General features: G+C 66.0%; 17 protein-coding genes. 6 read left to right on the top strand and 11 right to left on the bottom strand.

The genetic code is table 11. The annotated features are described in order from the left end of the window. Positions 1–2 precede the first annotated feature (2 nt). Positions 3–377, top strand: a complete 375-nt coding sequence (locus V3388_RS00275) for a hypothetical protein (protein WP_336365517.1) — start codon at positions 3–5, stop codon at positions 375–377. A gap of 66 nt (positions 378–443) precedes the next feature. Here V3388_RS00275 and V3388_RS00280 read toward each other — a convergent pair whose 3' ends face one another. Further along, a complete protein-coding gene (locus V3388_RS00280; RefSeq protein ID WP_336365518.1) occupies positions 444–1,325 on the bottom strand; it encodes a DMT family transporter in 882 nt (293 codons plus the stop codon). A gap of 354 nt (positions 1,326–1,679) precedes the next feature. Here V3388_RS00280 and V3388_RS00285 point away from each other — a divergent pair, with 354 nt between their 5' ends. Next, positions 1,680–2,645 carry a LysR family transcriptional regulator gene (locus V3388_RS00285; protein WP_336365519.1) on the top strand — a complete coding sequence of 322 codons (966 nt, stop codon included), beginning with the start codon at positions 1,680–1,682 and terminating at the stop codon, positions 2,643–2,645. A gap of 15 nt (positions 2,646–2,660) precedes the next feature. Here V3388_RS00285 and V3388_RS00290 read toward each other — a convergent pair whose 3' ends face one another. The 3 genes from V3388_RS00290 to V3388_RS00300 are packed head-to-tail and all read right to left on the bottom strand — an operon-like array spanning position 2,661 to position 5,202. Further along, positions 2,661–3,431 carry an ABC transporter permease gene (locus tag V3388_RS00290; RefSeq protein WP_336365520.1) on the bottom strand — a complete coding sequence of 257 codons (771 nt, stop codon included), beginning with the start codon at positions 3,429–3,431 and terminating at the stop codon, positions 2,661–2,663. A gap of 2 nt (positions 3,432–3,433) precedes the next feature. Next, the gene (locus tag V3388_RS00295; protein ID WP_336365521.1) at positions 3,434–4,417 is read right to left on the bottom strand and encodes an ABC transporter substrate-binding protein; all 984 of its coding nucleotides are present in this window, start codon (positions 4,415–4,417) and stop codon (positions 3,434–3,436) included. Then, complete coding sequence (locus tag V3388_RS00300) at positions 4,414–5,202, bottom strand: ABC transporter ATP-binding protein (protein ID WP_336365522.1); 789 nt, start codon at positions 5,200–5,202, stop codon at positions 4,414–4,416. The genes V3388_RS00295 and V3388_RS00300 overlap by 4 nt, the downstream gene beginning before the upstream one ends. Positions 5,203–5,408: 206 nt before the next feature. Between V3388_RS00300 and V3388_RS00305 the strand changes: the two genes are divergently transcribed. Further along, complete coding sequence (locus V3388_RS00305) at positions 5,409–6,311, top strand: hypothetical protein (RefSeq protein ID WP_336365523.1); 903 nt, start codon at positions 5,409–5,411, stop codon at positions 6,309–6,311. On the opposite strand, the gene V3388_RS00310 is transcribed toward V3388_RS00305, so the two are convergent. Then, positions 6,269–7,123: an alpha/beta hydrolase gene (locus tag V3388_RS00310; protein WP_336365524.1), complete on the bottom strand. Its 855-nt coding sequence runs from the start codon at positions 7,121–7,123 to the stop codon at positions 6,269–6,271. The genes V3388_RS00305 and V3388_RS00310 overlap by 43 nt on opposite strands. Then, positions 7,123–8,622, bottom strand: a complete 1,500-nt coding sequence (locus V3388_RS00315) for a flavin-containing monooxygenase (RefSeq protein WP_336365525.1) — start codon at positions 8,620–8,622, stop codon at positions 7,123–7,125. Before V3388_RS00315 ends, V3388_RS00310 begins: the two co-directional genes overlap by 1 nt. Positions 8,623–8,746: 124 nt before the next feature. Here V3388_RS00315 and V3388_RS00320 point away from each other — a divergent pair, with 124 nt between their 5' ends. Both V3388_RS00320 and V3388_RS00325 read left to right on the top strand, forming a co-directional pair. After that, entirely contained in the window at positions 8,747–9,796 is a 1,050-nt protein-coding gene (locus V3388_RS00320) for an AraC family transcriptional regulator (RefSeq protein WP_336365526.1), read from the top strand. Positions 9,797–9,832: 36 nt separating this feature from the next. Next, positions 9,833–10,150, top strand: a complete 318-nt coding sequence (locus tag V3388_RS00325; protein WP_336365527.1) for a hypothetical protein — start codon at positions 9,833–9,835, stop codon at positions 10,148–10,150. Positions 10,151–10,204: 54 nt separating this feature from the next. Here the strand turns inward: V3388_RS00325 and V3388_RS00330 are convergent, their stop codons facing one another. Together V3388_RS00330 and V3388_RS00335 are read right to left on the bottom strand one after the other, a co-directional pair. Next, positions 10,205–12,709 (bottom strand): acyl-CoA dehydrogenase, encoded by a 2,505-nt coding sequence (locus V3388_RS00330; RefSeq protein ID WP_336365528.1) that lies wholly within the window; start codon positions 12,707–12,709, stop codon positions 10,205–10,207. Positions 12,710–12,864: 155 nt separating this feature from the next. Further along, the gene (locus V3388_RS00335) at positions 12,865–13,752 is read right to left on the bottom strand and encodes an AEC family transporter (RefSeq protein WP_336365529.1); all 888 of its coding nucleotides are present in this window, start codon (positions 13,750–13,752) and stop codon (positions 12,865–12,867) included. Positions 13,753–14,049: 297 nt separating this feature from the next. Between V3388_RS00335 and V3388_RS00340 the strand changes: the two genes are divergently transcribed. Continuing rightward, entirely contained in the window at positions 14,050–15,264 is a 1,215-nt protein-coding gene (locus V3388_RS00340; protein WP_336365530.1) for a MalY/PatB family protein, read from the top strand. Here V3388_RS00340 and V3388_RS00345 read toward each other — a convergent pair whose 3' ends face one another. The 3 genes from V3388_RS00345 to V3388_RS00355 are packed head-to-tail and all read right to left on the bottom strand — an operon-like array spanning position 15,265 to position 18,263. Further along, positions 15,265–15,840, bottom strand: coding sequence for a hypothetical protein (locus tag V3388_RS00345; protein WP_336365531.1), 576 nt, complete (start codon positions 15,838–15,840; stop codon positions 15,265–15,267). It abuts the gene before it with no gap. After that, complete coding sequence (locus V3388_RS00350; protein ID WP_336365532.1) at positions 15,837–16,799, bottom strand: DMT family transporter; 963 nt, start codon at positions 16,797–16,799, stop codon at positions 15,837–15,839. The genes V3388_RS00345 and V3388_RS00350 overlap by 4 nt, the downstream gene beginning before the upstream one ends. Positions 16,800–16,850: 51 nt before the next feature. Then, the gene (locus V3388_RS00355; protein ID WP_336365533.1) at positions 16,851–18,263 is read right to left on the bottom strand and encodes a succinylglutamate desuccinylase/aspartoacylase family protein; all 1,413 of its coding nucleotides are present in this window, start codon (positions 18,261–18,263) and stop codon (positions 16,851–16,853) included. Between the last annotated feature and the right edge of the window lie 80 nt (positions 18,264–18,343).

Raw genomic sequence — 18,343 nt, forward strand, 5'->3', positions numbered from 1 at the left:
CTATGAAACGCACACTGATTCTCGCGCTGGCCCTGGTTGGCCTGACGGTCTCGGCCGGTGCCCAGGCCGATGGCTTTGTGAAGCCGCCGGGGCTGGAGGCCTATCAGAAAGCCCACCCGCCGGGCCACGATAAACGGCCGATGCAGGCCCGGTATGAGCACCCCGGCAAGCACCACGGCTGGGACAAGGGACGCGGCCATGATCGTGGCCACTGGGACCGGTACGATCACGATCGCTATCGCCACCACGAACGGTGGGACAATGACCGCTACGGTTACCGGTATCCCCATCACCGGTACGAACATTCCGGTCATCGTCATGGAGAGTGGCGCTCGGGTTCCTGGATTACCTTTCAGTTCAGCGAGCGCCTGGACTGACGTGATTGGGCGGCAGCCGCTGCCCGAGCACTCAACGCCTTGCCCGATCTCGGCGGGCCCGCGGCCTCAGCCATTCATCGGCTGAGGCCGCAGCTCCCGGCGGCTCCGATCACGGGAGCGTAACCCCACCATCATCAGGGGCACCACGATCATGGCGCTGCCCACGGCGAACCAGAGATCCGGCATTTCACTGAAGCCGATCCAGCCAATCATCACCGCCCAGATCAGCCCGGTGTATTCCGCACTGGTGACCTGGTTGGCGTCCACCTGCTGATACGCCAGAAGCACGGTGATGTTGTAGCCCAGGATAAAGAAGGCGGAGCCGGCGGCACTCACCAGGATGCCCGGTGACCACGCGGCGCCTTCCCAGAGCGCCAGGGCGCCGGCGGCCGGCAGGATCAGCAGGTAGTTGAGAAACAGTTTGTGTACCGTGGACTGCTGTTTCGGTAGTTTCCGGACCATGACGGCGTTGATCGCCAGTGCCAGTGCGGCCCCGAGGGCGGCGATGGCGGCCCAGTTGAATTCCACCGGGCGCAGGATGACCACGATGCCGGCGAACCCGCTGAAGACCGCCAGCATGCTTACGGCTGTCAGCCGCTCCCGGAACACCAGGGCCGACAGCGCCATGACCAGAATCGGTGCGCCGTAGAAGAGCGCGTTGGCCGTGGCCAGGGGCAGGTTACTGAGGGCGACCACCATGCACAGAATGCCGGCCAGGTGGATGTGAGCGCGCACGGTGTGCACCCGCAGGCCGCTGAACAGCGCCCGCCGGTTGATCTGGCCCGCCAGCGGCAGCAGGAACAGCAGGGTCAGCAGGCAGCGCAGGAAGGCAAACTGGAACACCGGGGCGCCGGGTTCGAGCAGCTTGATGAACACGTCTGAGGCGATGGCCATGGCGTTGCCGATGATCAGCAGCAGAATGGCGCTGTTGACGGTTTTTCCTGACACCTTCGTTGACTCCCTGATCGTTAGAACTCTGACTATTGGGGGAAGAATCCGGCCGGGTGGGTGCTCCGAAAACCGCCGCGAGTACGTCCCTGTAGGCTTGCTTTCGGCCATCCCTGGCCTCCAGCATTTTCGGAGCACCCACCCGGCCGGATTCCCGGCGCTTGGTATGGGCTTTCTGAAAACCGCCGCAAGTAAGTCCCTGTAGGCTTGCTTTCGGCCATCCGTGGCCCCCAGCATTTCGAAGCGCCCACCCGGCCGGCTTCCCGGGCCTTCCCAAAACTCGTGGACAGTGTAGGGCTCTGCTACTATCCGATAAAATGATGATTCTTATCCCGTCATGAGAAATTTCGATAGATGAAGCTACCGCCCCTCAAAGCCCTGCCCGTGTTCGAAGCCGTTGCCCGGCTGCGGAGTTTTTCCCAGGCGGCGGAGGAGCTGGCGATTACCCAGAGCGCGGTCAGCCATCAGATCAAGCAGCTGGAAACCTATCTGGGGGAGCGGCTGTTCTGGCGGTCCGGGCGTTCGGTGACACTGACCGACGAGGGCCGGCAGTACGCGGAGGTGGTGGGCTCGGCGTTGTTGGACATTGAGCGGGCGAGTGAAACGCTGCTGGGGGAGGAGGCGTCCCGGTTGCGGCTGTCGGTGTTCAGTTCGTTTGCCGTGCGCTGGTTGGTGCCACGCCTGCCGGAGCTGCAGCGGCGGCACCCGCAGATGGATCTGGCCCTGGAGATGAGCAGCGGCAATCCGGTGCTGTCGGACCGGGTGGCGGACTGTTTCATCACCATTCGCACCCAGGCGCCGGCCTACAGCTACGAGCTACTGTACGAGGAACGGTTGTTTCCGGTGTGCAGTCAGGCGTACTGGCAGAAAATCCTGCGGACGCTGGGGCGGGATCTGGCGCCGGCGGCTGCTTCCGGGCCTGAGGATCCGGACCGGGCGCCGCTGTTACCGGCGGAGGTGGCGCGGTTTCCGTTGCTGTCGACCCACAGCATTTTTGACCGGGCCGCCGGGGACTGGCTGGCCTGGTATGGGGCGGCAAACGCGACGTTGCCGGAGGCGGCGCGGGTGCAGCACTTCAGCCATATGCTGTTGGCGCTGGAGGCGGCCCGGTATCACCAGGGTATCGCCCTGACTAACGACTACATGCTGAGTACGCGGGAGGATTCGGCGGATTTCGTGCGGCTGCCGTGCCACGCCGTGGTTACCGGCGACAAATTCCATTTTGCCTGGAAGACCAGCCGGCGGCAGGAGCGGGGCATTCAGACCCTGCGCCGCTGGCTGGTGGAGGAGGCCATCCGGGGCGGTCTGCGAGCCCCGTGATGGCGATGGCGGCGGTTACAGGTACTGGTAGCGCAGCAGGCGGTGCTTGATGCGCTCCAGCAGCACCTGGTCGATGACGGCGGCCAGCACGGCGATCACCAGGATGTTGGTCATCACACCGGTCATGTCGGCGATTTCCCCGGAGTAGGCCAGGGACTTGCCGAGGCCGGCGCTGAAGCCGACGATCATTTCCGCGGAGATCAGGGCGCGCCAGGCATTGCCGAAGGCGAGTTGGGCGCCGGTGATCAGCTCCGGCGTCACCGCCGGGAAGTACACCCGCTTGAGCATCTGGTAGCGGGACGCGCCCATGACCCGGGCGGCGGCGATGTGCACCCTCTCGACGCTTTCGGTGGCGTTCATCACGCTCAGGGCGGTCGGGAAGAAGGCGCCAATGCCCACCACCACGATGATCGGCAGGTTGCCGAAGCCCATCAGGATCAGAAACAACGGCACCCAGGCGATCGAGGGGATGGACTGCAGGATGATGATGGCGGCCTTGAGGGTGCTGCGCACCGCGTTCAGGGAGCCGCCCACCAGCCCCAGCACCACGCCGGCCACCAGCGCCGCGCCGTAGCCGGCGCCCAGGCGCATCATGCTGTTGCCCAGGCCCTCATAGAAGCTGGCGCTGTTGAGCTCTTCCCAGAGCCGGGCGATGGCGGTGGGCACGTCCGGCATCAGGAAGTCGGGCAGGAACCAGGCCGCCACCTGCCAGAACAGCAGGATGACGGCGATGGCGATCACATAGGCCCGCTTGCTGGCAACGCCGCTGGAAGGGGTGGCCGCCATGTTCAGAGCTCGCGCGCGTTCTGCCAGGACAGGTCAAGCAGGGCGTCAACGTTGAAGGCCTTGTCCGCCGGCAGGATGCCCTGGGATTGCATGATGCCCGCCAGTTCCTTCATCCGGCTGATGTCCTGGTCGGTCAGCTTGGCGCTGAAGTCGTTGGTCTTGATGGCGCCTTCGATGACCTGTTCCGCCGGGATTTCACCTTTATCCAGGGATTTGATGGTGTCTTCCTTGATGAAGTAATCCGTGATCAGCGGGGAGGCCTTCTCCGGGGCGTTCTCGAGCATGTCGATGGCGTCACGCTGGGCGTCCAGGGCGGACCACAGGACCTCTTTGCGGTTCTTCAGGGTCTCCGCGGAGGTGATGACCACCATGCACGGGAACGGCCAGACGTCACCGATCTGGTACACCTGCTTCACCGGCGCAACCAGCTGGGCGATGGTATCGTACGGCTCGAACAGGAACGCGGCGTCCACACGGCCACCCACCAGGGACTGCACGGCCACGGCCGGTGCCACGCCCATGATGTTCAGGTCGTCCGGGGTCAGGCCGGCGTTGGCCAGCATCACGCCCTTGAGCACGATGTCGGCGGTGCTGCCCTGTTTCTGGGAGGCCAGGCTGTGGCCCTTGAGGTCTTCGACCGAGTCGATGCCGGCGTCCTTACGAACCACCAGGGAGTGGTAGCCGCGCTGGGCACCGCCGACGATTTTCAGGTCCGCGCCGCGGGCGGCCCAGGTGAAGGCGTTGGAGAAGCCCAGCACGCCGATGTCCAGCTGGCCGCCAACGATGCCTTTGATCAGGTCGGTGCCGGAGCTGAATTCAATCAACTGGGCATCCAGGCCGTATTTTTTGTACAGGCCGGCCTCGTAGGCCACCATGGCCTGGGCGTCGTCCATCACGCGGACGTAGCCGACTTTCAGGGTTTCGGCGGCGGATGCCGGGGCGGCGATGGCCAGGGCCAGGATCAGGGTACTCAACCAGCGAATCATGCGCTTGCTCCTTCCTCTTTGGGATGGGTTGTGGTTTGTGTCTCGGTGTCTGCGTCCGTGTCGATGCCCAGCAGGGTCAGGATGTCCCGGCGGATGGGGGCGAACGCGGACAGGTCGTGGGTCTTGGGAATGTGCCCGATGGTGATTTCCTTGAGGACCGTGGCCGGGCGATTGCTGAACACCAGCACGCGGTCAGCCAGGTACAGGGCCTCGTCCACATCGTGGGTCACCAGCACCACGGTGGGCCGCTCTTCCTCGATCAGGTCCTTGAGCACGCTCTGCAGCGTGAGCCGGGTGAGGGCGTCCAGGGCACCGAACGGTTCGTCCAGCAGCAGCACCTGGGGCCGGGCGATGAACGCGCGGGCCAGGGCGCAGCGCTGGCGCATGCCCCCGGAGACCTGGTGCGGGTAGTAGTCTTCAAAGCCGGCCAGTTTCACCCGGCCCAGCCAGAGCGTGGCCTTCTCCCGGGCGCTGGCGCGGCCTTCACCCTGGAATTCCAGCGCCACGGCCACGTTTTCGATCAGCGTCATCCACGGGTACAGCGCGTGCTCCTGGAACACCAGGGTGCGCTCCGGGGACGGTTTTTCCACCGATTTGCCGCCCGCGGTCAACGTGCCGGTGGACGGGCCCTGGAGCCCGGCGACCATGTGTAGCAGGGTGGATTTGCCGCATCCGGACGGGCCGACAAGGGCGACGATTTCGCCGTTGCCGATGGTGGCGTCAAACTGTCCGATCACGCTCAGATCACCAAACTGCTTGGTCACCTGCTTGAATTGGAGTTCCATATAACCTGCCGGTCTAACGTTATATTCTAGAAAAGAATAGTGATGGGTTATTTTATAACCTTTAGGAGTCCCGGGGAAAGGTGCCAATGGCCTTTCTGTGCGCGGTGACGTAGCGACTTTCCGAAAGGGTCTGATACTCTTCGACCGATACGTTGGACCACCTGGATGGTCTGTTTTTCCGCACTAAACGATAAGGACATCTGCCCATGCACTCGCAATCTCACACCGCTTACGTCAAAAACCCGCCCGCGATGCCCCGTAAGGCCGAGGCCGGTCCGCCGCTGAGCTGGATCGTCCAGTCCATGCGTCTGTTCCGTGCCCATTGGGGGCTGGTACTGTCCGCTTACCTTCTGATTCTGTTGGTGACTGTGCTGATCCAGCTGGGCGTTGTTGCCCTGATGGCAAGCGCCGGGATGGCGGCCGCGGTGGTGGCCAGTGTGATCGGCGTTGTGGTGTCCTGCGCGATCAACGCGGGCCTGCTGGCGGTATTCCACGGCCTGGCCGAGGGTCGGCCGGCGTTTTCAGACGTGCTGGCCGGTTTTACCCGCCACGCCCTGTTGCGCGTTCTGCTGATGTTGGTGATGCTGCTGCTGATGGGGGTGGCGCTGGCGGCCGTAGGGTATTTGGCGGTTTCGTTTTCGGCGCCCTCGGGGGCCGGTTTTGACAGCCAGGATCTGAACCAATTGATGATGGCTGGCCCTTTCGCCCGGCAGGGCGGGGCCGCCGTTGCGGTCGCTGTGGTTGTTGGGGTGGTGCTGGTGGCGGTGTTTGCCACCCTGTTTGCGTTTGTGCTGCCGCTGGTGGTGATTTCACGGCAGGGTTTGTTTCGGGCCATGGCTAACAGTTTCCGCGCCAGCATGCAGAACATACTGGTGCTTCTCTTTTTCGGTATTAATAGTGTGGTGTTTGCCCAGTTGCTGATGCTTCCGGTATTCGCCATCGGAGTGGCGACCGCCTCCGAGGTGGTTCTGGGTGGACTGGTGCTGATCGCGTCCCTGTTCTGGGGCGCGATCCTGGGTGGCGCGTATTATCTGTCGTTCCGCGCGATCTTCCTCGATGAGCCCGGTCAGGCGTCGCCCTCGGAAGACTCAGCCGCTGCTGCGGTCTGATCGAGCCAAGGGAACACGGTATCCTCGATATCGCCAAAGAACCGGCCGCCCACGGTCCAGTGGTCGCAGCCGGGAATTTCCACCAGCCGGCAGCGATCACCGTAGCGCCGGGCAATCTGCCGCTGGACGCGGATCGGCGTAATGCGGTCCTCCGTGCCCCCGATGATCAGCATCGGGCAGGTAATATGGCCCGGTGCCACGTCGGCCGGTGATCTCCGGCTGAAGGCCGCCAGCGTCAGTTCAAAAGTTACCCGCCCCGATTCGTAGCCGCAGCGGTCGGTAATGTCCCGCTGTTCGACGTCGCTCTGGGCGTTGGCAATGCCGTAGCGGACGTTGGCCAGGCCCAGTTCCGTTGCCTGGGTCCACAGTGGGAATTTCAGCAGGTTGCGCCCGAGGGTGCGCAGCACCGACAGCCCCAGCCCGTTGATGCCCGCCGGCGCTGCGGACGACAGCAGAACCAGCCGGTCACAGGGCATCCGAGCGGCGACGAGCTGGGCCAGCAGCCCGCCCATGGAGTGGCCCACCAGGATGGGTGGCCGGTCCAGGGCGCGGACCTGGTCCACCAGGAAGTCGACGTACGCCTGCAACCCGGTGCGGCCAAGCGCCGCCCGGCTTTGTGCGGTGTGCTGCGCCCGGGGAGCGTGGTGGGGCAGGGTGACGGCGGTGACGGGGTAGCCCCGGGCGGCAAACGCGTCCCTGAGTTCCCGCAGGGTATCGGCGTCGCTCCACATGCCGTGGATCAGCAGAACCGGCGGTTTCTGGCCAGTGGTCATGGCGGTGTCTCCCGGTTCGGTGCCCGTTGCCGTTTGCATCAGGCGGTTGCCGCCATCGGCGGGCGCTCACCGGCGACCGCCGTCGGTGCCTCGAACTGGAGAATGCCGTCGTCCACGGGGTCATCCACCAGCATTTTCTTGTCCTTGCCGTAATGCATGGTGACTTTCCACGGGCCGCGCAGGCCCTGGCGGGGCATGCGGTCTTTGGCGCGCATAATGTAGCCGGGGGCAAACCCGTCCAGCATGCCGCCGTCGCTCTCAAGCCCGTCCATGTCCACCGGGCGCACGGCGGCCGCGCCTCGGGCGTCCATCTGCTCGAACAGCCGGCACAGGTAGCGCCCACCGATATCGCACTTGAGGGTCCAGGGCGCGTTGGTGTAGCCGAAGATCCAGGCGTAGTTGGGCACGTCCTGCAGCAGGATGCCCTTGTAGGTGAGCTTGCGGGTAAGGTCGACCGGCTCGCCGTTCAACTGCAGCGCCAGGCCGCCCATCAGTTGCACGTCCAGGCCGGTGGCGGCCACGATGATGTCGGCCTCCAGGGTTTGTCCGGATGTGAGCACAATGCCGGTTTCAGTGAGGTGGTCGATGTGGTCGGTCACCATGTCCGCCTTGCCGGACCGCAGGGCCTTGAAGAAGTCCCCGTCCGGCGCCGCGCACAGCCGCTGCTCCCAGGGGTTGTAGCTGGGCGTCAGGTGGCGCGGATCGATGTCCGGGCCGGCCTGCTTGCGCATGTGGCTCAGCATGAACCGGCGCATGGCGTTGGGCCAGCGCATGGAGGCCAGGTACAGGCCCCGCTGGAACAGGATGTTGCGCTTGCGGGCGAGGGTGAACACCAGTTTTTTCGGCAGCACCTTGTTCAGGGCCATGGAGATCTTGTCCGTGTCCGGCATGGCCATGATGTAGCTGGGGGAGCGCTGCAGCATGGTGACGTGGCCGGCCTTCTCCGCCATGGCCGGCACCACGGTGATGGCCGTCGCCCCGCTGCCGATCACCACCACTTTCTTGCCTTCGTAGTCCAGGTCTTCCGGCCAGAACTGGGGGTGGATCAGGGTGCCCTTGAAGTTCTCTTCGCCCTCGAAGGTAGGGCGGTAGCCGTGGTCGTAGTTGTAATAGCCCGCGCAGTTGAGCAGGAAGCCGCAGGTGAACCGGCGGGTATCGCCGGTTTTCTCGTGGAGGGCGGTCACCGTCCACTGCTGGTCCGCGTCGGACCAGTCGGCGCCGGTGATCTTAAGGCCGTAGTGCACCTTGTCCTGGAGGTGGAACTCCCGGGCGGTCTCCTCCACGTAGTGGCGGATATCGGTGCCCTTGGCCAGTACCCGGTCGGAATACCAGGGTTTGAAGTTGTAGCCGAAGCTGGCCATGTCGGAGTCGGAGCGGATGCCCGGGTAACGGAACAGGTCCCAGGTGCCCCCAATGCTCTCCCGCCGCTCCAGGATCGCCAGGGTCTTGTTCGGATACGTCTGGGCAACCCGGCAGGCGCTGCCGATGCCGGACAGGCCGGCACCGATGATGATGAGATCGTAATGGGGCGTGGCCATGGGATTCTCCTTGTTGTTGATCGTCCACGGTATACCACCACTATGCCAAGCGTCCGGCTTGACAATATTGCCGGATCTGGACATATTTTTGACAAATCGCGACAACTGATGGGAGCCAGGCCACGTGTCCAGCCTGATCCGGGCCACCAACCTCTGGGGGTTCGACGAGCGGGTCCGACGGCAGGGCGGCGACCCGCTGCCCCTGCTGGCCCGTTACCACATTCCGCCCGAAGAGCAGCGGGACGACCAGTCGTTCCTGGTGTTCCGACACATGACCGCGCTGCTGGAAGACACCGCCGAGGCCCTCGAAGATCCGGCCTTCGGCATGATGCTGGCGCAGTACCAGGGCATGGACATCCTCGGCCCCATCTCGGTCATCGCCCGCAGCTCGCTCACGGTGGGTGAGGCCATCAACAGCATTGCCCGTTACCTGCACCTGCACTGCCCGGCGCTGGCCATGGCCATGTCCCGGACGACCCTCAACGAGCAGCCGGTGATCCGGTTTGTCTACACCATCGACCCGGAAGGCGGCGACTATCGGGCCCAGGCCTACGAGCTGAGCCTTGCCAACGCCATGCAGGTGATGAAGCTGCTGTGTGGCGAAACGTTCACCCCGCTGTCGGTGCATTTTCAGCACCGGCGCCAGGCATCGCTCGCGGCGTACACCGAGGTCTTCCGCTGTGACGTGCGTTTTGCCGAGCCCTGGTGCGGGTTCTACCTGCCGGCGTCCGTGGCGACCCTGCCCCTGCCCAGCGCTGACCACCGCACCTGGCAGTTGGCCCAGCGCTACCTGGAGGCGCAGCAGGCCCCAAACGCCCACACCCTCTCGGAGGACGTCATCCGGCTGATCAACACCCTGCTGCCCACCGGGCAGTGCGCGAGTGCCACCATTGCCGCCCACTTATCCCTCAATAAGCGCACGCTTCAGCGCCGGCTGGCACGGGAGGGCACCCGCTACGAAACGCTGCTGCAGGACGAGCGCAAGCGCCTCGCCCGGCAGTACCTGGGCGAGCCCAATCTGGGATTTGGCCAGATTGGTGGTCTGCTGGGCTATTCGGAGCAGTCCGCGTTCAACCGGGCCTGCCGGAGCTGGTTTGGCCAGACGCCGAAAGCCTACCGCCAACGGCTGTTGGGCGACGCCGGGGGGAACCTCGGAGGCCCGCAGCGCGTGTGAACTCTCAAAGCCACTGAACGACTTTGAAGGACAGACATGACGAAACGCACAATGATGGCACTGGTCTCAGCCCTGACCGTTTCTACCGCCGCCTGGGCCGGGCACGGCCACGACGGCCGCGGCTCTCTGCCGCCGGGTCTGCAGAAAAAACTGGACCGGGGCGAGGCGCTGCCGCCGGGCTGGCAGGACCGGGTGGACTACCATCGCGGCGATCACCTGGATGAGGCGGTGATCCGTTACGGTCACGTCTATGACATCGACGGCCGCCGCGAGCGGGTGGAAGTGGAGGACCGGGTGTACACCATCCTCAAGGACACCCGGGAAATCGTGGACATTCTCAAGGGCGAGCGCTAAGCCGCCGAGGGCGGCGGCTGCCATAACCGGCCGCCCTGCAAAACCGGTCAGGCCTCAGGCCTGATCGACCGGCCGCTCCACCACCTTGCGCTTGCCCTTGGCGCAGCGGGCCAGCGCCTGCAGGCCGTCACCGTCAAAGGCGTCTACCCGGATCACGTCGTACAGGGCCGTGAGGGCCGTTTCCAGGTGTTCGCACTCGCTCTCCTTGACGAGCCCCTCCTTGCAGGCCCACTGCACCAGCTCCTTGCGTTGGTGGCCCATGAGCAGGGCGATACCGTCCAGATCGTCCTCGTCCCGGTGGCGAATGGCCTCGTGCAGGCGGTCACGGACGCCGGCGGTGTCGTTGGCCAGGCGGTAAGCGTTCAGCACCCGGCCAAGCGGATCGGCCGGGTCTTCGGTGACGAACACGCCCCGGCTGATGCGATGGCGTAACGGCGTGTCGTCCACAATGGTACGGGCCACGCGGGCGCCAAGGCGGTCGTCCGGGCCGTTCAGACCGACGGCGCCGACCGGGAACACAAGCAGGCGCAGGGGCCAGCGCAGGGCTTTTACCGGGAAGTTGAGGATCGCCGCCCGCAGGGACCGTTGCAGGTCCCTCAGGCAGGTCTGCAGGCACCACTCCACCAGCGGGCGCTGGTCGTCCGGGTAGCCCTCTTCGTGCCACTGTTTGATCACCGCGCTGGCGTAGTACAGGTGCACCAGGGCATCGGCCATGCGGCCAGACAGCCGCTGCCGGGCCTTCAGGCCCCCGCCCACGCTCAGCAGGGTGACGTCCGTCATCAGGGCAAAGGCCGACGAGAAGCGGGCCAACTGGCGGTAGTAGCGTTTGAGGTCGCCCTGCCGGGGCACGGGTTCCAGATACCCGCCGGTGAGGGCCAGCACGGTGGACCGCAGCGCGTTGCGGGTGGTGTGGGCAATGTGGCGGTAGAAGATGCCGTCGAACCGGCGTACCGCCTCGTCCTGATCGTCCATGCCGGCGGCCTCGATTTCCTCCACGATGAACGGGTGACAGCGGATGGCGCCCTGGCCGAACACCATCAGGCTGCGGGTGAGGATGTTCGCCCCCTCCACGGTGATGCCAATGGGTACGGCCTGATAGGCCCGGGCCAGGAAGTTCCGGGGGCCGGTGATCACGCCCCGGCCGGCGACCACATCCATGGCGTGGTTGATGACGATGCGCATCAGATCGGTGTTGCGGTACTTGAGCACGGCGGAGGGCACCGACGGCCGCACGCCCCGGTCCAGCATGCCGGCGGTGAGCAGGCGAGCGGCGTCCATCATGTAGGTGTAGCCGGCGATGGGTTCCAGCGCCTCCTGCACCCCTTCAAACTGGCTGATGGAGCGGCCGAACTGCTCCCGGGTGTAAGCGTAGGAGCCGGTGGCCAGGCTGGCCAGCTTGCCGGCACCGGTGCCCAGGGCCGGCAGGGAAATGGAGCGGCCGATGGACAGGCACTCCAGCAGCATGGTCCAGCCCTTGCCGAGCATGTCCTGGCCACCGATCACCTGGGTCATCGGGATGAACACGTCGTTGCCCCAGGTCGGCCCGTTCATGAACACGGTGTTCATGGGCAGGTGACGGGCGCCGGCATTCACGCCTTCGGTCTCCCGGGGCACCATCACGCAGGTCACCCCTACCTCGTCGTCCTCACCGAGCAGGTGGTCCGGATCATACACCTTGATGGCCAGGCCAATCAGCGTGGCCACTGGCGCCAGGGTGATGTAGCGCTTGTTCCAGGTGACTTTCAGGCCCAGCACTTCCTCACCGTTCCAGGTGCCCTTGCAGACAATGCCCTTGTCCGGGATAGCACCGGCGTCCGAGCCGGCCACCGGGGAGGTCAGGGCAAAGCAGGGGATGTCCTCGCCGCCGGCCAGGCGCGGCAGGTAGTGCTGCTTCTGCTCGTCGGTGCCGTAGTGCATCAGCAGCTCGCCGGGGCCGAGGGAATTGGGCACCATCACCGTGACCGCGGCGGACACGCTGCGGGTGGAGATTTTCATGACAATTTCGGAGTGGGCGGTGGCGGAGAAGCCCAGGCCGCCGTCCTCCTTCGGGATCACCAGCCCGAAGAAGCCGTTTTCACGGATGTAGCGCCAGACCTTGTCCGGCAGGTCATAGTGTTCGTGGGTGATTTTCCAGTCGTCCAGCATGCCGCAGAGGGTTTCCACGGGGCCATCGAGAAAGGCCTGTTCCTCGCTGGTCAGGTGGGCCGGGCGGGCGTCAAACAGGGCGTTCCAGTCCGGCTGGCCGGAAAACAGCTGGCCGTCCCAGTCCACGGAGCCGGATTTGAGGGCTTCCTGCTCGGTGTCGGACAGCTTCGGCAGGCGGCTGCGGACCCAGCCCAGCAGGGGCCGGCTCAGGCGGCTGCGGCGCAGGTCCCCGGGGATGGCCAAAACCAGCGCGAGGGCGAGCAGGGCGCCGCCAAACACCAGGCTGGCCGGGTGCCAGCCGTCCTGGATAACGCCGAGCACGGTGGCGACGATCAGGGTCACCACCGCCGGGGTGCCGCCGATGCCCAGATAGATCAGCACCAGGGCCGCAATCACCAGAAACAGTACGCTCATGCACAGACCTCCTTATCGTCAGTGACGTCAACCGGATCTGCCTTTAACCATCGGCGAAAGTGAGTCCGGTTGCAAGGCGGTCGGCGTGGATGCCGCGAACTGGGCGGAGGAAGACGGCGGAGGCCTCACCGGCGCGATGAAGGCGCCCGGGCAACTCAGACGTAGCCGGCGGCGAACACCAGGCCGAGCACGATGGGCATGACCACGAGGCTGCCAAGGTTGCTCAACAGCACCAGCGAGGCCACCGTATGGGGCTCCTGGCGGTATTGTTCAGCCACCATGTAGTTGAGCACCGCCGGGGGCAGGGCGGCAAATACCCAGAGGGCGGCAATCTGCAGGCCTGGCAGGTCCAGCAGGGCCACCATCGGCCAGGCCAGCAGCAGGCCGCTGGCGGGGCAGGCCACGGCCCCCAGCAGGCCCAGCTTCCAGTCGCTGAAGTCCACCTCCAGCATGCGCACGCCCAGGGCAAACAGCATCAGCGGAATGCACACCTCCCCGAGCATGTGCATGGATTCCAGCAGCCAGCCGGGCAGGTGCACGCCGGCCAGGTTCACCGTCAGGCCGGCGATGCTGGCAAACACGATGGGCAGTTTCAGCCGCTGGATTATGGAGCTGTGGGGGTCGAGCATGTAAAGGCCCACCGAGAAATGCAGCAGCATTTCCACGATGAACAGCACGATGGCGGCGGGCAGCGCCTGGTCGCCGAACGCCAGCAGGATCACCGGAATGCCCATGTTGCCGGAGTTGTTGAACATCATGGGGGGCAGGAAGGTTTTGAGGTTCAGCTTCAGCACCCGGGCCAGCGGGTACAGCACCACGCCGGAACCGAGCACTACCACGGTAGCGGCCAGGGCCAACTGGGCGTAATCCTGCAGCGGCGCCTTCTGATCGGCCAGCACGCCAAACACCAGCAGTGGCACGAACAGCTCCATGTTGAGCACGTTCAGGCCCTTGATGTCCGGGCTGCGGAAGCGGCCGTACAGGGCGCCACATCCGGCAATCAGGAACACCGGCAGCATGGTGGAGATAATCTGGCCAATCATCGGGGGCTCCGTCAGAATCGTTCGCGCCATGGGGTTCGGGCACGGTGCGGTTGTGAAGACATAAACGGTTAGGTTCGCAAGTATTTGCGGCCGTGGCAAATACTATCCGGAGGCCTTAGACCAAAGCCGAATCGGCCGGAGGGTCGTCCCCCGCTTTGCCCGAACGCCGGCCCGCATCGGCCGTGGCCGTGGCCCTTGGATCTCCTGTGTCGGCAGGGGAGAATAGGACCTGACCGGCGCTGGCGGCCCGCCAGAAACGACGACCAGCGCCGTGACCATGACCAGAGGAGAGTGTGAATGTCCCGATTCGATCAGTGCCCGTCACGGGAGGGCACCGCTGCCGTCAAGCTCGACGCCCGCCAGGCGGTGTTTGGCCGGGCCGACGTGGTGCCGGCCTGGGTGGCGGACATGGACTTCGCCGCCCCGGAGGCGGTGACCGAAGCCCTGGTGGCCAGGGCACGCCATCCGGTCTATGGCTACACCCTGTTTCCGGACTCGCTCTACGAGGCCATGATCGACTGGTTCGAGCGCCGCCACGGCCTGCGCCTGGACCGGGAGGCGATCCTGATGGCGCCGGGTGTGGTGCCGTCTCTGCACGCCGCGTGCCTGGCCTTTGCCGGCTCGGGGGAGGGGGTGATTGTGCAGCCGCCGGTGTACCCGCCGTTTTTCAGCTCGGTCACGGTCACCGGCCGCCGGGTGATCGAGAACCCGCTGCGGTGCATCGACGGCGACGATGGCCCCGACTACGCCATGGACCTGGACCACCTGGAGGCCTGCGCCGCCCGGCCGGAGGCGCGTCTGCTGTTGCTGTGTTCGCCCCACAACCCGGTTGGTCGGGTCTGGCGCCGGGACGAGTTGGACGCGGTGCTGGCCATTGCCCGCCGGCACGGGCTGGTGGTGTTCAGCGACGACATCCACGCCGATCTGGTGTACCCGGGGGAGGCACCCCATACCCTGCTGGCCAGCCTGGCCACGGAGGAGGACGCCCTGGTCACGGCGCTGGCGCCGAGCAAGACCTTCAACCTGCCCGGGCTGGGGCTGTCCGCCCTGGTGGTACCGGACGCCCGCCGGCGCCGGGCCCTGCAGGCGGAATTCGAGCGCCTGCACCTGCCTCAGTGCAACCCGTTCAGCATGGTCGGGTTCGAGGCCGGTTACCGCCACGGCGGCCCGTGGCTGGACGAGTTGATGGTGTATCTCCGGGGCAACCGGGACGCGGCGGTGAGCTACGTGCGGGAACACCTGCCGGGCATTCGGACGCGGGCACCCGAAGGTACCTACCTGCTCTGGCTCGACTGTCGGGAACTGGCGGCGTGGCTGGACGACGGTAAGACGTCGCGGGACCGGGCCCTGCGGCGCTTCTTTGTGCAGCAGGCGGGCGTGGGCCTGAACCCCGGGGCGTCGTTCGGTGCCGCCGGGGACGGCTTCATGCGCCTGAATCTGGGCACCAGCCGGGCCACGCTGATGACGGTGCTGGATCAGATCCGGGACGCGCTGCAGGCGCTGCGGGGCTGATCAACGCCCGCAGTTGCCGGGCGCGGCCTCCCAGGCCGGCGGCATGCCCACCCCGGGCATGCTGCCGTTGGACGGGCGGATGGCCCGCCAGGTCTGGCCCTTGTACTGCACCCGGGTGCCGACGGTATAGCTGACGGCAAATGACCACTCCGGGGCCTCCGGGCAGGGGCGCGCCGCCGGTTGGTTGTCACGCCCGTGGGCGCTGCTTCCGTTTTCCTGACCGTGACCTTTGCCGGTGTCGGCGTTCGATGGCGGGTGTTTATCAGCGACGCCGGGGGCGTTGCTGTCGGCCGCCTGGTTGGCCGGTGACCGGGTCACTGGCTCGTCGCAGCTTGGCACCGTGTCCAGCGCCTGCCATTCAAAGGCCGCGCCCGGGGTGCGGCCTTCCTGGAACTCCCGGGACCGGTACCACTGGCCGTTGTGATAGACCACGGCGCCCTGGCCGTAGTAGCGGGAGGGCAGCCAGCCGTGACTGGCCGGGTCGCAGGGCGCGGCAGCGGCGGTGCCCGCCCCGGCAAGCCCGGCCAGGGTGAGGGCGGCCAGAAGCCAGCGGCGGGAACGGTCGATCTGGGTCATGAAGGTCTCCCGGATGAGGTCGAGGGGGCAAACGCGGGCCGCTTGACCCGGGTGGCCAGCAGCAGGCCGGCCAGGATCAGGGCGCCGCCGACGATGTGGAAGACGCCCAGGGATTCGCCGAGGAACACCCCCGCCAGCACCGACGCGTACACCGGCGTCAGGTACATGAAGATGGCGGCCCGGCCGGGGCCGATGGTGTGCACCCCGTGGTTCCAGAAACCGTAGGCCAGAATACCGGGAAAGATGGCAAAGTACACCAGCGGCCAGGCGGTATCGCCGGACAGGGAAAAGCCGCCGGCGAACCAGGTCAGATCGATCAGGTACACCGGCAGGATAATCAGCGTACCGAGCAGAATCTGTGCGGTCAGGAAGGTCAGCGGCGGCAGCGGCACCGCCTGGCGCCGCAGCAGCACCGAGAACAGCCCCCAGCAAAACACCGCCCCCACCATGATCAGGTCGCCGGGCTGCGCCTCGAGCCCCGTCAGCACCGACCACTGGCCCCGGGCAATCACGATCAGGATACCGGTCAGCGCCAGCACAATCCCCAGGCCCTGAATCGGCCGGGTGCGGTCCCCCAGCATCAGCCAGGCCAGCAGTGCCACGAAAATCGGAATGGTGGCGTTGATCAGCGCAATGTTGGTGGCCGTGGTGGTGATGGCGGCGTAGTACAGCAGGGAATTGAACGCGGCCACGCTGAACAGGGCGAGCGCCAGCATGGAGCCGAGGTGCTGGCGGATTACCCGCCGGTGCCGCAGCACCCCGGGCAGCCCAAAGGGCAGCAGGATGGCCAGGGCAATCACCCAGCGCCAGAACGACATGGACAGGGGCGGAATCTCAGCCACCGTGCCCCGGGCCACCACGGCGTTGCCGGCCCAGAACAGGGGGGTGAGCACCAGCCCGATGTAGGCGAGCGCGTTGGCGGACAGGGGCAAACGGGTGCCAGTGGATGTATCGGCCAAACCGGAGTCTCCTGTAAAGATCACGCCTGACGGCGGAAAATCACTAGGATACTACTCTCCCGGCACCTCTGCCTCTGTACCAACGTGGTAGGCGGCGAAGCCCGCCATCACCACCTGATCCACCGCCATGCCAATCACCCGGCCATCCGCCTTGGCGCGGATCGGGTACTGGGCGTTGGTGATCGGGTCTGCCACGTAGCCCAGCACCTCGCCCTTGCTGATGCGATCGCCGAGATCGACGTCACTGAACAGGATGCCGCCGTGGTCTACCCGGATCCAGGACGATTGGTAGTACACCGGCTCCGGATCGCCCCATTTGAACATGCGGGAAATCATGCCCTGCTTTTCCATCAGGCTGGTGATGCTGTTCACCCCGGCTTTGATCTGATGTTCCTGAATGCGCTCGGATTCCCCCGCCTCCAGGGTGACCGCCCGGATGCCGGCCTCGGTGGCGGCAATCCTCAGCATGCCCTTGCTGCCCGGGCTGTGGACGACCGCCATGCGGTCGAAGCCTTTGGTGAAGTTGGCCACTTCCGGGTTGTTCATGTCCGCCCGCAGCTGCGGCAGGTTGGTGCGCTTGAGCGACCCGGTGTGGATGTCCACCAGCATGTCGCAGTGGTTGATCACGCTGTGGAAGAGCGAGTAGGCGATGCGTTCGGCCAGGCTGCCGTCCGGGGAGCCCGGGAAATAGCGGTTCAGGTCCCGGCGGTCCGGCAGGTAGCGGCTGCTTTCCTGAAACCCGGGCAGGTTGACGATGGGAATACCCACCACCCGGCCGGTCAGGCTTTCCGGATCCAGGTCGTACATGACCCGCCGGATGATCTCGATGCCGTTGAGCTCGTCCCCGTGGATGGCGCCGGTGAGGCACAGGGTGGGGCCGGCGCGTTCGCCGTTGACCACCAGCACTGGGGTGGGCTGGGACAGGCCGGCAATCTGGATGCCGGGGGTCCACGCCAGCCGGGTGGCAATGCCCGGACGCACTTCGCTGCCCAGCAACTCGAAGGTGGTGGCGGGCACGTACTCCACCAGCGGCGCCCCGTTGCCTGTGCCGGGAGCGGGCTCTTGGGTGCCCGCGTCTGTGGGGGCGTTTTCGTCCGCGGCCTGCGGGGCTGCGGCGGTATCCCCCTCCGTGGCCTCTGCGCCCGCACCGCTTTCCGTAAGGGGCGCCGGCGCGGGCGGGGCCATGGGCGCGACTTCCTTGAGGTCCATCGCTGGCGCCAGGTTCGGGCCACTGTCGCCATCGGGGGTGCCGTCGTCGGCGGAGGTCTTCCCGGCAGCACTGGCGGTTTCGGCCGAGGCATCGTTCGGGCCGGTGGCGTCATCGACGGTGGTGCTGACGGCCTGCAGGTCGTCGTCGGGCTTGGCCGGCGCCTCGTCCTGGGCGAACGCCGGGGGCGCCAGCAGGGTGAGGCAGCCGGTGAGCAGAATAGGGGCGCAGCGTGGCAGGGGCAGTTGTCGCAGCATAAAGGGTGGCAGCATCCTCGGGTTGGCGATCACACACTCGGTTTTCGCAAACCTTAAGAATAGAGGGTCGGCCCGGGGTC

This window comes from Marinobacter sp. C2H3, from assembly GCF_037080155.1.
In the GTDB taxonomy this organism is placed as follows: domain Bacteria; phylum Pseudomonadota; class Gammaproteobacteria; order Pseudomonadales; family Oleiphilaceae; genus Marinobacter.

Excerpts from the sequence above, each read along its gene's own strand:
- V3388_RS00355 (WP_336365533.1), bottom strand. The coding sequence starts at position 18,263 with ATGCTGCGACAACTGCCCCTGCCACGCTGCGCCCCTATTCTGCTCACC.
- V3388_RS00315 (WP_336365525.1), bottom strand. The coding sequence starts at position 8,622 with ATGGCCACGCCCCATTACGATCTCATCATCATCGGTGCCGGCCTGTCC.
- V3388_RS00330 (WP_336365528.1), bottom strand. The coding sequence starts at position 12,709 with ATGAGCGTACTGTTTCTGGTGATTGCGGCCCTGGTGCTGATCTATCTG.
- V3388_RS00305 (WP_336365523.1), top strand. The coding sequence starts at position 5,409 with ATGCACTCGCAATCTCACACCGCTTACGTCAAAAACCCGCCCGCGATG.
- V3388_RS00295 (WP_336365521.1), bottom strand. The coding sequence starts at position 4,417 with ATGATTCGCTGGTTGAGTACCCTGATCCTGGCCCTGGCCATCGCCGCC.
- V3388_RS00310 (WP_336365524.1), bottom strand. The coding sequence starts at position 7,123 with ATGCAAACGGCAACGGGCACCGAACCGGGAGACACCGCCATGACCACT.
- V3388_RS00290 (WP_336365520.1), bottom strand. The coding sequence starts at position 3,431 with ATGGCGGCCACCCCTTCCAGCGGCGTTGCCAGCAAGCGGGCCTATGTG.
- V3388_RS00300 (WP_336365522.1), bottom strand. The coding sequence starts at position 5,202 with ATGGAACTCCAATTCAAGCAGGTGACCAAGCAGTTTGGTGATCTGAGC.
- V3388_RS00335 (WP_336365529.1), bottom strand. The coding sequence starts at position 13,752 with ATGATTGGCCAGATTATCTCCACCATGCTGCCGGTGTTCCTGATTGCC.
- V3388_RS00275 (WP_336365517.1), top strand. The coding sequence starts at position 3 with ATGAAACGCACACTGATTCTCGCGCTGGCCCTGGTTGGCCTGACGGTC.
- V3388_RS00325 (WP_336365527.1), top strand. The coding sequence starts at position 9,833 with ATGACGAAACGCACAATGATGGCACTGGTCTCAGCCCTGACCGTTTCT.
- V3388_RS00285 (WP_336365519.1), top strand. The coding sequence starts at position 1,680 with ATGAAGCTACCGCCCCTCAAAGCCCTGCCCGTGTTCGAAGCCGTTGCC.
- V3388_RS00345 (WP_336365531.1), bottom strand. The coding sequence starts at position 15,840 with ATGACCCAGATCGACCGTTCCCGCCGCTGGCTTCTGGCCGCCCTCACC.
- V3388_RS00340 (WP_336365530.1), top strand. The coding sequence starts at position 14,050 with ATGTCCCGATTCGATCAGTGCCCGTCACGGGAGGGCACCGCTGCCGTC.